Source organism: Kitasatospora sp. NPDC034023, assembly GCF_055575795.1.
Genome location: NZ_JBVIRY010000001.1, coordinates 286,844 through 301,845 on the forward strand (window position 1 = coordinate 286,844; position 15,002 = coordinate 301,845).

The window sequence follows — 15,002 nt, forward strand, 5'->3', positions numbered from 1 at the left end:
ATGAGCATCCCCGACAGGGCCCTGCTGGACTGGGTCGAGGAGGCCTCGGAGGAGCGCGGCCTGCACTTCGCCGGTCCGGGTGACTCCTGGGAGTTCCACAGCTACGCCGAACTCGCCGACAAGGTGCTGCGCACGGCCGGGGCGCTGCGCGCCGCCGGCGCGCAGGACGGCGACGTGGTGGCGGTCGTCCAGCGCTGCAGCCCCGGCTTCGTGGCGACGTTCTTCGGCGCCATCGCGGCCGGCTGCACGCCGTGCTCGATCGCGCCGCCGTTCGCCTTCCAGCGCGGCGGCGAGTACGCCGAGCACGCGCGGGCCCTCTTCGACACCGCGCAGCCCCGGGTGATCGTCTGCGACGAGGAGTCGCAGAACTCCGTGCGCACCGTCACCGAAGGACTCGACCTGCCCGAGCCGGTGGTCTTCGACACGTTCATCGCCGAGGTCGAGCCCGCCCCGAAACCGTACCCCCCGGCCGAGTTCGCGCTGCTGCAGTTCACCTCCGGCTCCAGCGGCCGCTCCCGCGGCGTCCTGGTGAGCCACGAGGCGCTGACCAACGACGTGAACGCCATGCACCGTTGGCTGGAGTGGTTCCCTGAGTACTCCGGCGCCTCCTGGCTGCCGGTGCACCACGACATGGGCCTGATCGGCTGCATGGTCAACTTCGTGACGATGAGCTGCGACGGCTGGATGATGCAGCCGGAGGACTTCATCCGCTCCCCGCTGCGCTACCTGCGCTGCATCAGCGACAACAAGGTCGGCCTGACCGCCATGCCCAACTTCGGCCTGGCGTACATCCTGCACCGGGTGAAGCCCGCCCAGCTGGAGGGCCTGGACTTCTCGTCCTTCCGCTCGCTGATCCTCGGCGCGGAGCGGATCGACCCGCAGGTGCTGGAAGGCTTCGAGGCGCTGCTCGGCCCGCACGGCTTCGACCGGCGCGCGCTGCTGCCCGCGTACGGCGGCGCGGAGGCCACCCTGGCCGTCACCGGCCTGCCGATCGGCGAGGGCTGGAGCGAGGTCACCCTGGAAGGCGACCAGGCCGGGCGCTTCGTCGGCTGCGGCCGCCCGCTGCGCGGCGTCCGGGTCACGGTGGTCGACGACGAGGGCACCGAAGTGCCGGACCGCGTCGTCGGCGAGGTGCTGGTGAGCGGGAACACCCTCGGCACCCGCTACCAGGGCGCCGCCGGAACGGCCTCCGGCACGGTGCTGGACGGCGGGGTGCTGCACACCGGCGACGCCGGCTTCCTGCACGACGGCCAGCTCTACGTGGTCGGCCGCCTCGGCGACGGCGTCAAGGTCCGCGGCAAGATGGTCTTCGCCGAGAGCCTGGAGGCCCGCCTGCACGGACTCGGCATCCCCCAACGGCGGGTGGCCGTCCTGCTCGGGCACCTCGAGGACCGCGCGACCGGCGTGGTCGTCCTGGAGAAGCCGGACCCGCAGTGGCAGGCCGCCGCGCACACGGTGCTCTCCGAAGCCCTGGGCACCGAGGCCGACCTGCTCGCCGTCGAGGTGCCGCGCGGCGGCCTCGCCGTCACCTCCAGCGGCAAGCCGCGCCGCCGGGTGATGTGGGCCGCGCTGACCGCCGGCGAGCTGGGCGGCGACATCCGGAGCCTGACACCGGCCTGACCGGCCGACCCCGGAAGCGCCGCCCCGCCACGTCAGGCCACCGAGCCGGCAGGCAGGCGCTTCCGGGACCGGACGGTCACCACCAGCGTGCGCGCCAGGAGCATCGCGCCGAACGAGATGGCCAGGAAGCCGAACCCGGTCTCGATGCCCTGGTTCTGCCCGACCTTGTAGAAGGCCGTCCGGGACACCAGCAGGCCCGCCCAGACCAGCAGGGCGTACAGGCCGCCCCTGAACACGGTGTGCCCGGCGGCGTCCCGGCCCACCGGGAGCAGCGCGCCGTAGGCCACGCCCAGCACCAGACCCACCCCGGTGATCGCGGCGCCGAGCCCGATCGAGGCGCCGCTCCTGTCGTGATCGATCAGGTCGTCCTGGAGAGCTCCGACCACGATCGGAATCACCGGAAGCAGCCACGGGACAAGAGTCAACCTCTGATCCCTGAACTCGCGGACAAGTCCGAGCACCAGAACGGCAGCGGTCAGAATTTCGACCATGTTGTCTTTCACGGGGAAATCCCATCGTGTGTGAGGCGCCCGCGTCAGCACCGGTGCCGTGAGCACGGCGCGGCCTCGTCAGAACGGCGCAGAGGCACCCTACTGCAGCCCCCGCCGGTGGAATAGGGACGCCTCTCGGACGTCTCTCGGGCGTTTCTCGGACGCCTTCCGGGCGCCACTCGGACGTCAATCGGGCGTCTCCCGGGCGCCATTCGGCGTTCTATCGGGTGCCTATCGGGCGCCTATCGGGCGCCTCCGCAGAACCGAATTCCCCGGCTGGAGACCGTTACACCCGATCGGCAGCTGGAATGCAATTTCGATTGCCGGGCACTTGCCTGGCCGGGCCGCGCGGCAGCCGGAAGCATGGCCGACGCGGGCCGGCCGGACGGCCCTGCAGTCCCCATCCCCCCGGCGATCCCGGCCGGTCCGTGCCGGACGTCGCCCGCGGACCGTGCGACCGCAACCCGCCCCGGTTGGAGATCACCCAGTGCCTGCCCACGACTCACCGCTGGAAGCGGTCCTTCCGCTCGCGCCCCTGCAGGAGGGGCTGTTCTTCCACTCGCTGCTCGGCAACGGCATCGACGAGTACGTCAGCCAGGCCGCACTGCGCCTCGACGGCCCGCTCGACCGGGACCGCCTGCGCGCCGCCTGCCAGGCCGTGGTCCGCCGGCACGCCGCGCTGCGCACCTCCTTCCAGCAGCGGAAGAACGGGCAGGCCGTCCAGCTGGTGCACCGCAAGGCCGCCGCGCCGATCACCGAACTCGACCTGGCCGGCGGCCTCGACCTGCCCGACGGACTCGACCTGCCCGACCGGACGGGCACGGAGCCGGCCGCTGGGACGGACGCCGAACTGGTCCGCCACCTCACCGAGGAGCGGCTGCGCGGCTTCGACCTGGGCGCCCCGCCGCTGATCCGCTTCTCGATCGTCCGGACCGCCCCCGAGTCGCACGTCCTGCTACTGACGCATCATCACATCCTGCTCGACGGATGGTCGTTGTCGATCGTGCTGCGCGACCTGGTGGCGATCTACGCGGCCGGCGGCGACGACACCGCCCTGCCGAAGACCGTCCCGGCCACCGGCTACCTGGCCTGGCTGGCCAAGCGCGACACCAAGCTGTCCGGGCAGGCGTGGCAGCAGGCCTTCGCCGGACTCGAGTCGCCCACCCTGACCGGCCCCGAGCACACCGGCGCCACCGAGGAGCTCCCCGACCTGGTCACCACCGAGCTCTCCGCCGAGCTCACCGCCGCCGTCCGGGACGCCGCCCGTGCCCGCGGTCTGACCCTCAACACTGTCGCCCAGACCGCCTGGGCGCTCGCCCTCGCCTCGCTGACCGGGAAGACCGACGTCGTCTTCGGGCAGACCGTCTCGGTGCGCTCCGCCGCGGCCCCGCGGGTCGAGGAGATGGTCGGACTGCTCATCAACTCGGTTCCGGTACGCGTGCGCCTGGACCCGGCCGAGCCGCTGCGCACCCTCCTGGACCGGGTGCAGCGCGAGCAGACCGCGCTCACCGACCACCACCACCTCCCGCTGCCCGAGATCCAGCGGACCGCCGGGCACGGCACCCTCTTCGACACCTTCCTGGCCCTCGCCGACCCGGGCAGCGGCGACGGCGCCGACCGGGGCAGCGGCGACGGCGGGACCGCGCGGCCGCCAGCCGGCCTGCGGATCTCCCCGCTCGCCGACGACCTGGTCGCCGCCGACCCGAACGGCGCCCGCGGCTCCACCCACTACCCGCTCAGCCTGGTGGTCGTCCCCGGCGACCGGCTGATCCTCGAACTCTCCCACCGCCGTGAGGTGTTCGACGCCGACACGGCCCGCGGCGTACTGCGTCGGCTGGAGTCCGCGCTCACCGCCCTGGCCACCGCCCCGGACACCCCGGTGGTCGCCCTCGACCTGCTCGACGACACCGCCCGGGCCGCCCTGCCCGTCCCCGGCGTCCCGGCCCGCGGACCCGCGCCCGAGACCACCCTGCCCGCCCTGTTCGAGGCCCAGGTCGACCGGGCACCGGACGCCGTCGCGCTCTCCGACCGGCACCGCGCGCTCAGCTACCGGGACGCCAACGCGGCCGCCAACAGGATCGCCCGCGCCCTGATCGCGCGCGGCATCGGCCCCGAGTCCGTGGTCGCCGTCCTGCTGCCGCACGACGCCGAGCTGGTCGTCGCGCTGCTCGGCGTGCTGAAGTCCGGCGCCGCCTACCTGCCGATCGACCCGGCGCTCCCGGCGGAACGGGTCGCCTTCATGCTCGAGGACGCCCGGCCCGCCGCGGTGCTCACCGACCGCGCCCCCGGCCACCTCCCGGCCGAGCCGCTGCGGCCCGCCAACCGGCTGCCCGCCGACCTGCCACCTGCCAACCGGCGGCCCGCCGACCTGCGGCCCGCCGATCTACTGGCCGAGCCGCACCCGGACGGGAACGTCACCGACGCCGAGCGGGTGCGCCCGCTGCGCCCCGGCAACGGCGCCTACCTGATCTACACCTCCGGCTCCACCGGCCGCCCCAAGGGCGTCCAGGTCGAGCACCGCTCCGTCGGCGTCTACCTGGAGTTCGCCCGGCACACCTACCCGGGGCTGGCCGAGACCGCGATCGTGCAGTCGCCGATCTCCTTCGACTTCACCGTCACCGGCGTCTGGGGCGGCCTCACCGCAGGCGGCCGGGTGCACCTGGCCGAACTCACCGATCCCGCGCCGACCGGCCTCGGCCCGGCCGCCTTCGCCAAGGTGACGCCCAGCCAGATGCCGCTGCTCGCCGACACCCACGCCTGGCTCTCGCCCACCCGTGACCTGGTGGTCGGCGGGGAGCAGCTGTCCGGCGCGATGCTGCGCGCCTGGCGGGCCGGCAACCCGACCGCCACCGCCGTCAACGAGTACGGCCCGACCGAGGCCACCGTCGGCTGCATGGAGTTCCGCAGCGGGCCCGACGACGAGATCGCCATCGGCGCCGTCCCGATCGGCAAGGCGATCCCGGGCGCCGCGATGCACGTCCTCGACACCTGGCTGCGCCCCGTCCCGGTCGGCGTGCCGGGCGAGGTCTACATCGCCGGGCCGAGCCTGGCCCGCGGCTACGTCCGCCGACCCAGCGTGACCGCCGAACGCTTCGTCGCCAACCCCTTCGGCGCGCCCGGCGAGCGGATGTACCGCACCGGCGACGTCGCCCAGTGGGGCGCCGACGGCGAACTCGTCTACCTCGGCCGCGCCGACGACCAGGTCAAGATCCGCGGCCAGCGGGTCGAGCCCGCCGAGATCGAGGCGGAACTCTGCCGGCACCCGGCGGTGCGGCACTGCGTGGTCGTCGTCCAGAGCGGCCCGCAGGCCGACCGGCTGGTCGCCTACCTCGTCCTGGACGGCACGCCCGAGGCCGAGGAACTGCGCGAGCACGTCGCCTCCCGGCTGCCCGCCGCCATGGTGCCGGACGCCTTCGTCCCGGTACCGGAGATCCCGCTCACGCCCAACGGCAAGCTCGACCGGGCCGCGCTGCCGCCCGTCCCCGACCAGGGCGAGGGCCGCGCCACCGGCCGACCGCCCCGCAGCCGGATCGAGAAACTGCTGGTCAAGCTGTTCGGCGAGGTGCTGAACCGCGACGTGCGCTCCGTCCACGACGGCTTCTTCGAGCTCGGCGGCGACTCGATCACCTCCCTGCAACTGGTCGCCAAGGCGCGCGGCGCGGGCCTCGAACTCACCGCCAAGCAGGTCTTCGAACACCGTACGGCGGCCGCGCTCGCCACCCTGTCCGGCCCGGCCGCCGGAACGGCGGCCCCGGTCGTCCACGACGACGGCACAGGCGACTTCCCGGCGCCGCCCATCGTCCACCGGCTGCGCGAACTCGGCGGCCCCGTCGACTCGTTCAACCAGTCCACGCTGCTCGCCGTGCCGGCCGGGCTCGGCCTGGAGCAGCTGACCGGCGCCGTGCAGGCGCTCCTCGACCGGCACGGCGCGCTGCGCATGCGGCTGACCGAGGACTGGTCGCTGTCCGTCCCGCCGGTCGGCTCGCCCGTCGCCTCCGACGGCGTCCGCCGGGTCGACGTCACCGGGCTCGACCCCGACGCCCTGGCCGCGGCCGTCACCGAGCACGCGGAGGAAGCCGCCCGCCGGCTGGACCCGCGCGCCGGAAACCTGCTCCAGGCGGTCTGGTTCGACGCCGGCACCGCCTCCGGCCGCCTGCTCGTCGTCGTCCACCACCTGGCCGTGGACGCCGTCTCCTGGCGCGTCCTGCTGCCCGACCTGCACGCCGCCTGGCTGGCCGCCGGCACCGGCGAACCCGCTCGGCTCGACCCCGTGCCGACCTCCCTGCGGCGCTGGTACGACACCCTCGCCGACGCCGCCGCACGCCCCCACGTCGCAGCCCAGGTGGAGCACTGGCGGCGCACCCTCGCCGAGGCCGGTCCGCAGCTCACCGACCGCGCCGCCGACCCGGCCCGCGACGTGCACGGCACCGCCCGGAGCCTGACCGTCGAACTCACCCCCGCCGAGACCGAAGCCCTGCTCACCACCCTGCCCACCGCCTTCCGGGCCGGCCCCGACGAGGTCCTGCTGACCGCCCTGGCGCTCGCTGCCACCCGCTCGCGCGGCACCGGCGGACTGCTGGTCGACCTCGAGGGCCACGGCCGCCGGGAGCTCGACGGCCTGGACCTCACCCGGACGGTCGGCTGGCTCACCACCCTGCACCCCGTCCTGCTCACCCCGGGCACCTCTGCACTGGACGACGGCGCAGTTGCCCGCGCCCTCAAGCTCGTCAAGGAGCAGCTGCGCGGCGTGCCCGACCACGGCCTCGGCTACGGCCTGCTGCGCTACCTGGACGAGCAGGGCCGCGCCGCCCTCGGCGCCCTCCCCCACCCGCAGCTCGCCTTCAACTACCTCGGCCGGTTCACCGCCGGCGGCCCCGAAGCGGACTGGCGCCCGGCCGGCGAGAGCGCCGCCCCGCCCGTCCACCCCGACCAGCCGATGGCCCACCCGCTGGAGGTCAACGCGGTGGCCGAGGACGGCGGCAACGGCCTGCGGCTGACCGCCACCTGGACCTGGGCCCCCGGCCTGCTCGCCGAGCACGAGGTCCGGACCCTCGCCGAGGAGTGGACGGCCGCGCTGCGCGCCCTGGCCGCCTTCGCCGGCCGGCCCGCGGCCCACGGGCTCACCCCCTCCGACGTACCGCTGGTCCGGATCACCCAGGACGAGCTGGACGCCCTCGCCCAGGACGGCCCGGTCGCCGACGTCCTCCCGCTCACCCCCACCCAGCAGGGCCTGCTGTTCCACGCCCGCTACGAACACGGCGCCCCCGACCCGCACACCGTCCAGACCGTTCTCGAACTCGACGGCGAGCTGGACGCGGCCCGGATGCGCACCGCCTTCCAGGCCCTGGTGCGGCGTCACGAGGCCCTGCGCGCACGGTTCGACCTGCTGCCCTCCGGCGAGCCCGTCCAGGTCCTGGACCAGCGCGCCCAGGCGCCCTGGCACGAACTCGACCTGCGCCGCGCCGACGAGGCCCGGCAGCGCGAGGCGCTCGCCGACGAACGGTGCGAACCGTTCGACCCGGCCTGCTCCCCGCTGGTCCGCGGCCTGCTGGTGCGCCTCGGCAAGCGCCGCCACCTGCTGGCGCTGACGATCCACCACATCCTGGTCGACGGCCGGTCCAGCGCGATCCTGCTCCGCGACCTGGCCCACCTGTACCGCCACCGCGGCGACGACGCGGGCCTGCCCGACACCGTCCCGTACCGCCGGCACTTCGACTGGCTGCAACGGCAGGACGGCGAGGCCTCCCGCGCCGCCTGGCAGAAGGCCCTGTCCGGGGCCGAACCGACCCTGCTGGCACCCGACGGCGACACCGCGCGGGTCCACGCCCAGCCACTGCGGCGCACCGCCCAACTCCCCAAGGAGACCACCGAGGCGCTCCGCCGGGCCGCCCGCGACCACGGCGTCACCCTCAACACCGTCGTCCAGGCGGCCTGGGCGCTCACCCTGCACCGGCTCACCGGGGCCCGCCGGCCCGTCTTCGGCGCCACCGGGTCGATCCGCACGCCGGAACTGCCCGGCCACGAGGACCTCGTCGGCCTGCTCATCAACACCGCACCCGTCCGGGTGCGGCTCGACCCGGACGCCGGACTGGACGCCCTGCTCCGGGACCTCCACCGGGAACAGACCGAACTGGCCCCGCACCGGTACCTGTCGCTCGGCGAGATCCTGCGCGCCGCCGGGCAGCGCGAACTCTTCGACAGCTGCCTGGTGTTCGAGAACTACGCGGCCGCCGAGGCGGTCGGGGCGGAGGGCTCGGCGGCGGTCGGACCGGCGGGCTCGGCAGGCTCGGAGGGCCCGTCAGGGCGTTCCTCCGGCGGCCTCCGGATCACCGACACGTACGGCCAGGACCCGTACCACTACCCGGTCCGGCTGACCGTCACCCCGGAGCAGCGGCTGCACCTCGCGCTCAGCCACCGGCCCGAGCTGGTCCCGACCGCGCTCGCCGAGCGGGCCGGCGAACTGCTGGTCGCACTGCTCCACGCGATCGCGCAGCGGCCCGCGGCGAAGGTCGGCGAGCTGCTGCCGGACTCCGACGCCCTGCGAGCCGCCCGGGACACCCTGGCAGTGCTGGCGGCCGAGGCCATCGGCGCTGCCTCCGGCACGTCCGGCACGTCCGGCACGTCCGGCACGTCCGGCACGTCCGGCACGTCCGGCACGTCCGGCTCGTCCGGCTCGTCCACGGCGCCGGAACCCCTCGGCACCGAACCCCTGGACGTGGACGACGACTTCTTCGCCCGCGGCGGCGACTCACTCGCGGCGCTGCGCCTGTCCGGCCGGATCGAGGCCACGTTCGGCCGCCCGGTCGACATCCGCACGATCTTCCAGCAGCGCACCCCGCGCCGGCTGGCCGCACTGTGCGTCCCGACCGCCTCCTCCGCATCCCCCACCTCCCCCGGCTTCACTGACCCCGACGCCCGCTGATCGCGCCCCCAGAACCCGACAAGACCCACCGAGCACCCCGCAACGAAAGGCACGAGTCATGCAGAACCCGTTCGACAACCCGGACGGCACGTTCCTGGTGCTGCGCAACGAGGAGGGACAGCACTCCCTCTGGCCGTCGTTCGCCGAGGTCCCGGCGGGCTGGACGGTGGCGCACGACAAGGCCGGGCGCCAGGAGTCCCTGGACTACATCGAGCACAACTGGACCGACATCCGGCCGCAGAGCCTGGTCGCCGCCATGGAGTCCGAGCCGGCATGACGGACGACCGCAGCGGTGAAGCCGTGGTGGTGACCGGACTCGGCGCGGTCACCCCCCTCGGAGCGACGGTCAAGGACACTTGGTCGGCGCTGCTCGCCGGGCGCGGAGCCGTTGCGGCCCTGGACGAACCCTGGGCGGCCGAGCTCCCGGTCCGGATCGCGGCGCGGGCCGCGGCCGGACCCGGGGAGCTGCTGGACCGGGTGCTCGCCCGCCGGGTGGACCGGGTCGGCGCCTTCGGCCTCGCCGCCGTCCGCGAAGCCTGGGCGAACGCGGGCTACACCGGACCGGCCGGCACCCCCGACACCCCGGACCCGGAACGGGTCGCCGTGGTGCTCGGCACCGGCATCGGTGGCGTGCACACCGTCGTGAACAACCACGAGGAACTGCGCACCCGCGGGGCACGCCGGGTGTCGCCGCACGCCGTGGCGATGCTGATGGGCAACCACACCGCCGCACTGGCCGCCCTCGACGTCAACGCCCAGGCGCAGGCGTCGGCCCCGGCCACCGCCTGCGCGGCCGGCGCCGACGCCATCGCCACCGCGCTGGACCTGATCCGGCTCGGCCGCGCCGACGTCGTCGTGGCGGGCGGCGCGGACACGGGCGTCCACCCGCTGGTCGCCGCCGCGTTCGCCGCCATGCGCGCACTCTCCGGCCGCCACGCCGAGCCGCACCGCGCCTCCCGGCCGTTCGACCGGGACCGGGACGGCTTCGTCCTCGGTGAGGGCGCGGGGGTCCTGGTGCTGGAGAGCGAGCGCCACGCCCGGGCCCGCGGGGCACACCGGTACTGCGTCCTCGCGGGCGCCGGCCTGGCCTCCGAGGCCCACCACCCCACCGGCCCGCGCCCGGACGGCCGCGGCCTGGCCGCCGCACTGCGCCGGGCCCTGGCCGACGCCCGGCTCGACCCGGCCGAGGTCCGGCACGTCCAGGCGCACGCCACCTCCACCCCGGCCGGCGACGCGGCCGAGGCCGCGGCGCTGCGCACGGTGTTCGGGCCGGGCGCCGTCCCGGTCTCGGCGATCAAGTCGATGACCGGCCACCTGCTGGGCGCCGCCGGCGGGCTCGCGGCGGTCGCGGCCGTCCTGTCCCTGTCCGACGGCGTCGTCCCGCCCACCGTCAACCTGGAGAACCCGGAGGAGGGCCTCGGACTGGACGTGGTCCGCGACACCCCGCGCGAACTGCCCGCCGGCCCCGCCGCCGTCCTCTGCAACGCCTCGGGCTTCGGCGGGCACAACGTGTCGCTCGCCTTCGCCCGCTGAACCGCTTCCTCGTTTCCGTTCCGCTTCCGAAGCGCCGTACCGCCGTACCGCCGTACTTCCGTAGTGCCCTGTCGAAATCCACACCTGTGAGGTCGAGAACGTGCGACGCACCATGCTGAAGTCGAAGATCCACCGCGCCACCGTCACCCAGGCCGAGCTGCACTACGTCGGCTCGCTGACCCTGGACCCGGTCCTGATGGAGAACGCCGACCTGCTGCCCGGCGAGCTGGTCCACGTCGTCGACGTCGACAACGGCGCCCGCCTGGAGACCTACGTCATCGAGGGCGAGCGCGGCTCGGGCGTGGTCTGCATCAACGGTGCCGCGGCCCGCCTGGTCCACCCGGGCGACACCGTGATCATCATCGCCTACGCCTCGGTCGAGAACGACGAGGCCGCCGACCTCAAGCCGGCCGTCGTCTTCGTGGACAAGGCCAACGCGGTCGTGAAGGTCGGCGTCGACCCGGCGTCCTGACCGTCGACTCCCCCGGTGCCCGCCGCCTTGTGCGCGGCGGGCACCCGCCGTTCGCCCCCTCCAGGGCTCCTTCAAGCTCCAGCGCTCCTTCGAGCTCCAGCGCTCCTTCAAGACCCCTTCCGGGCCGTAACCCCTCAACCCGGTTACACCTATCCTGGCCCCATGACCGACGGGAACGACCGGAACCCCACCCCATTTGGGCTGGTCCTCACCACCCCCACAGGCAGCCGCTTCCCCTTCGACCCCGGCGCCCTCTGCCTCGAACTCCTCACCACCGGCGGCCCCGGCCCGTACGCCCGCTACGAGGTCCTGCACCAGCCGGCCGACCTCGCCGCCTGGCTCCCCCAGTCCCGCCTGCGGCTGCCCGCCGACGCCGTCCGGATCACCGCCCCCGAGCTCGCCGCCGCCCGCACCCTGCGCGACGCGCTCTGGCGCCTCACCGCCGCCCGCGCCCACGGCGAGCCGGGCCCGGCCGAGGACTACGCCGCGCTCAACCGGGCCGCCGAGCACCCCCCGCTGGTCCCCCGGATAGCCCCCGACGGCACCGCCGCCGCCCCACTGCCCGCCGACGGCGCCCAGCTGGTCTCCACCCTCGCCCGGGACGCCATCACCCTGCTCACCGGCCCGCACGCGGACCGGATCCGCGAGTGCGGCGCGCACAACTGCCGACTGATCTTCGTCGACACCTCACGGCCCGGCCGGCGCCGCTGGTGCTCGATGGAACGCTGCGGCAACCGCCACAAGGTCCGCGCCCTGCGCGCCCGCCGCGATACCGGGGCACCGCCCCCGCCGTTCCCCGCCCCGGCCGCCGCCTCCTCCTCCTTCCCCTCCCCCGCCGCCGGGCGTTCACCAGCTGATCGACCGTCTGAGAGCATGGGCTGATGCGACCGCTGTACTCCGTCCCCCTCGGCTTCGCCGCCGCCGGCGCCGCCTGCCTCGCCTACTCCGCCGGCTACGAGGTCCGGGCCTTCCGCCTCCGCCGGGTCGAGGTCCCCGTCCTCCCCCGCGGTGCCCGGCCCATCCGGATCCTCCAGGTGTCCGACATCCACATGGTGAGCGGCCAGGGCAAGAAGCAGCGCTGGCTGCAGAGCCTGGCCGGCCTGCGCCCCGACCTCGTGGTCAACACCGGCGACAACCTCTCCGACCCGCTCGGCGTCCCCGCCGCCCTCGACGCGCTCGGGCCGCTCATGGAGTTCCCCGGCGTCTACGTCTTCGGCTCCAACGACTACTACGGCCCGGCCCGCAAGAACCCGGCGCGCTACCTCCAGGCCATGCGCAGCGGCGTCCACGGCATGAACAACCCGGACGGCACCGCCAGCCGCGGTATCAGCGGCGCCGTCCACAACCCGTGGGAGAAGCTCCGCGACGGCTTCGACGCGGCCGGCTGGCTCAACCTCACCAACACCCGCGGCCGCCTCCCCGTGAACGGCCTCGACATCGAGTTCACCGGCCTCGACGACCCGCACATCCGCCGCGACCGCTACAGCGAGGTGACCGGCGGCCCCTCCGCCGACGCCGACCTCTCCCTCGCCGTCGTCCACGCGCCCTACCTGCGCGTCCTCGACGCCTTCACCGCCGACCGCTACCCGCTGATCCTGGCCGGCCACACCCACGGCGGCCAGCTCTGCATCCCCTTCTACGGCGCCCTCGTCACCAACTGCGACATCGACACCCGCCGTGTGAAGGGCCTCTCCACCCACACCGCCGGCGGCCACCGCTCCCACCTCCACGTCTCCGCCGGCTGCGGCACCAACCGCTACACCCCCGTCCGCTTCGCCTGCCCCCCCGAAGCCACCCTCCTCACCCTCACCCCGACCCCCCGCTGACCCCCACCGGACGCCCGCCCGAAACCGGATTTCGTGTCTCGGCGAGCGTCCGGTAGAGTTCTACTCGTTGCGACGGAGACAGAGCAACAAACCGCAGGACCGGGGTGTGGCGCAGCTTGGTAGCGCGCTTCGTTCGGGACGAAGAGGCCGTGGGTTCAAATCCCGCCACCCCGACCCAGTGCAGAGGCCCTGCCGGAGAAATCCGGCAGGGCCTCTGTCGTTGTGCGTGACCAACTGAGTGACTAAGCCTCAGGGACCTGCGAGCTTAGGTAGTCCGCCAGGGCACCCGATCGATCCGACACCGGCAGATCCCCTCGGAAGCTGTGATGTAGCTCACGCTGTGTTGATCGAGGGCATGACTCCCTCCGACTGCGGCAATGATCGGGCGGAGGATCCAACGCACGCGGAACCGGCGCAGCCGAGTAGCGTGTCACGGGTCCAACGTGTGACGCTGGCGCGCGAGGTGCCCGCGAGTTCCTCGATGCGCCAGTAGAGCACCCAGCTGCCGGGGGATGCCGCCGTCGGCGGACATGGCGATCCCGGCCTGGACCTGTTGCAGGTCCACCCGGCGGTCCGTGGGGTGCCCCAAGTTGATGACCGGGTAATCCTCGTCCTGGTCCTCCTGCGGGTAGGCGCCGTGGACGGACATGCTGGTCATGTCCCCATGGCACTGCCCGGCATCGATGCCGAACTCGGTGATCGCCCGTGCGCCGACGGTCCCCGCGAGCTGGTACAGGTGCGGGGCGATCGCGTCCAGGGCCCGGGCCAGGCGGTCGTCGTCGAGCAGGCCCGGCTCAATGCCGAAGACCCCCTCGGCAGCGACAGGCAGAGCGCCCAGACGCTTCTCCACCACGGACGTCATCACGCACTCCAGGCACTGGCGCTCAGACCGTGGCCGCGGGGACCGGGAAGTCATCGACACACCACTCAATGCCCACGCCGGGGACACCACCACGAGCCACGATCCATCCGAATCAACGACCTGCGAAGTACGGGACTAGGGACCCTGCGTGGGCCGCCTCGCGGCTCTCAGGCGGTGGAACCGAGAAGGGCCTACATGCGTTGCGCGGTACGAAGGTCGCCCCCTAGTACATCGGTTCGTTGACGCTGAGAGGCCCGAACGTTGCTGGAAGACACCGCTCCCGCTGTGCCCGACACCTTTGACGGCTTCGGAGCCGTGCCAGGGATAGAGATCGGCCGCATCTTCAATAGTCGACAGGCACTCGCCGATGCGAGAGTGCACCGGCCGAATCAGGCGGGTATCTGTGGCACGGCAGACCTCGGAGCCGAGTCCATCGTTGTCTCCGGAGGGTACGAGGACGACGAGGATCACGGGGACGTCATCGTCTACACCGGGCAAGGTGGACGGGATCCGGAAACGAAGCGACAGGTTCGCGACCAAGAACTCACGCGTGGTAACGCGGCCCTAGTAACCAGCCAGACGACGGGAACGCCGGTACGGGTTATCCGCGCGGTGAGGCACAGCCCCAATCGATCAGCCAATCCGCATTACCGCTATGACGGGCTCTTTCATGTCGTGGACTCCTGGCACGACATCGGTCGGTCCGGCTTCCGAATCTGGCGTTACCGGCTGCTGCAGCTCGAACCCACCGAGGCAGTAGCCCCTGAACCAATGCTTGTCGAGCCCGTCGGCCAGCCGACGCCAACACGTACAGAAGCGATGGTTCGCCGCATCGTCCGCAGCACGAAGGTGGCGGACTACGTGAAGCAGGCCCACGACTTCACATGCCAGGTGTGCGGCGAGCGGCTTCGCACGCCTACCGGCGCATACGCCGAGGCGGCTCACGTGCGGGGCCTGGGGCGGCCGCACAATGGTCCCGATGTCGCGGGCAATGTGCTGTGCCTCTGCCCCAACCATCACACCCTGTTCGACTTCGGCATGTTGACGATCGCGGATGATCTGACGGTTACTGACCACGCTGCGCGTAAGGAGGTCGGGAGGCTGCGTGAGGCTCCCAACCATCAGATAGACCCGGCTCATCTGGCTTATCACCGCGAGCACTACTCCGAGGGCTGGAAGCACTCCGCAGCCCCCTCAACCGACGACGATCCCGCCGGCTAGCTCAAAACGGGACCGGGTGCTGCCGAATGCCGTTCGGCAGGCCCCGGTCCGGGCC

At 73.4% G+C, this 15,002-nt stretch carries 10 protein-coding genes and 1 tRNA gene; 9 read left to right on the top strand and 2 right to left on the bottom strand.

Going from position 1 to position 15,002, the window contains the following annotated elements; genetic code table 11:
• Positions 1–1,620: an AMP-binding protein gene (locus tag ACZ52R_RS01270; protein ID WP_465752434.1), complete on the top strand. Its 1,620-nt coding sequence runs from the start codon at positions 1–3 to the stop codon at positions 1,618–1,620.
• 32 nt (positions 1,621–1,652) lie between these two features.
• Here ACZ52R_RS01270 and ACZ52R_RS01275 read toward each other — a convergent pair whose 3' ends face one another.
• Positions 1,653–2,045: a hypothetical protein gene (locus ACZ52R_RS01275; protein ID WP_465664039.1), complete on the bottom strand. Its 393-nt coding sequence runs from the start codon at positions 2,043–2,045 to the stop codon at positions 1,653–1,655.
• Between the two features lie 553 nt (positions 2,046–2,598).
• Between ACZ52R_RS01275 and ACZ52R_RS01280 the strand changes: the two genes are divergently transcribed.
• The 7 genes from ACZ52R_RS01280 to ACZ52R_RS01310 all read left to right on the top strand — a co-directional run bounded on the left by ACZ52R_RS01280 (position 2,599) and on the right by ACZ52R_RS01310 (position 13,038).
• The gene (locus ACZ52R_RS01280; RefSeq protein WP_465752436.1) at positions 2,599–9,033 is read left to right on the top strand and encodes an amino acid adenylation domain-containing protein; all 6,435 of its coding nucleotides are present in this window, start codon (positions 2,599–2,601) and stop codon (positions 9,031–9,033) included.
• Between the two features lie 58 nt (positions 9,034–9,091).
• The gene (locus tag ACZ52R_RS01285) at positions 9,092–9,310 is read left to right on the top strand and encodes an MbtH family protein (protein ID WP_465622739.1); all 219 of its coding nucleotides are present in this window, start codon (positions 9,092–9,094) and stop codon (positions 9,308–9,310) included.
• On the top strand, positions 9,307–10,566 hold the full coding sequence (locus tag ACZ52R_RS01290; RefSeq protein WP_465622740.1) for a beta-ketoacyl-[acyl-carrier-protein] synthase family protein: 1,260 nt from the start codon (positions 9,307–9,309) through the stop codon (positions 10,564–10,566). Before ACZ52R_RS01285 ends, ACZ52R_RS01290 begins: the two co-directional genes overlap by 4 nt.
• A 100-nt stretch (positions 10,567–10,666) precedes the next feature.
• Positions 10,667–11,038: an aspartate 1-decarboxylase gene (gene panD, locus ACZ52R_RS01295; protein ID WP_189913070.1), complete on the top strand. Its 372-nt coding sequence runs from the start codon at positions 10,667–10,669 to the stop codon at positions 11,036–11,038.
• A gap of 162 nt (positions 11,039–11,200) precedes the next feature.
• A complete protein-coding gene (locus ACZ52R_RS01300; RefSeq protein WP_465752438.1) occupies positions 11,201–11,920 on the top strand; it encodes a CGNR zinc finger domain-containing protein in 720 nt (239 codons plus the stop codon).
• Entirely contained in the window at positions 11,920–12,864 is a 945-nt protein-coding gene (locus ACZ52R_RS01305) for a metallophosphoesterase (RefSeq protein WP_465622745.1), read from the top strand. Before ACZ52R_RS01300 ends, ACZ52R_RS01305 begins: the two co-directional genes overlap by 1 nt.
• A 100-nt stretch (positions 12,865–12,964) precedes the next feature.
• A tRNA-Pro gene (locus tag ACZ52R_RS01310) sits at positions 12,965–13,038 on the top strand.
• Between the two features lie 256 nt (positions 13,039–13,294).
• Here ACZ52R_RS01310 and ACZ52R_RS01315 read toward each other — a convergent pair.
• Positions 13,295–13,726 carry a hypothetical protein gene (locus ACZ52R_RS01315; protein WP_465752440.1) on the bottom strand — a complete coding sequence of 144 codons (432 nt, stop codon included), beginning with the start codon at positions 13,724–13,726 and terminating at the stop codon, positions 13,295–13,297.
• A gap of 261 nt (positions 13,727–13,987) precedes the next feature.
• Between ACZ52R_RS01315 and ACZ52R_RS01320 the strand changes: the two genes are divergently transcribed.
• On the top strand, positions 13,988–14,947 hold the full coding sequence (locus tag ACZ52R_RS01320; protein WP_465752442.1) for a YDG/SRA domain-containing protein: 960 nt from the start codon (positions 13,988–13,990) through the stop codon (positions 14,945–14,947).
• The last annotated feature ends 55 nt before the right edge of the window (positions 14,948–15,002 follow it).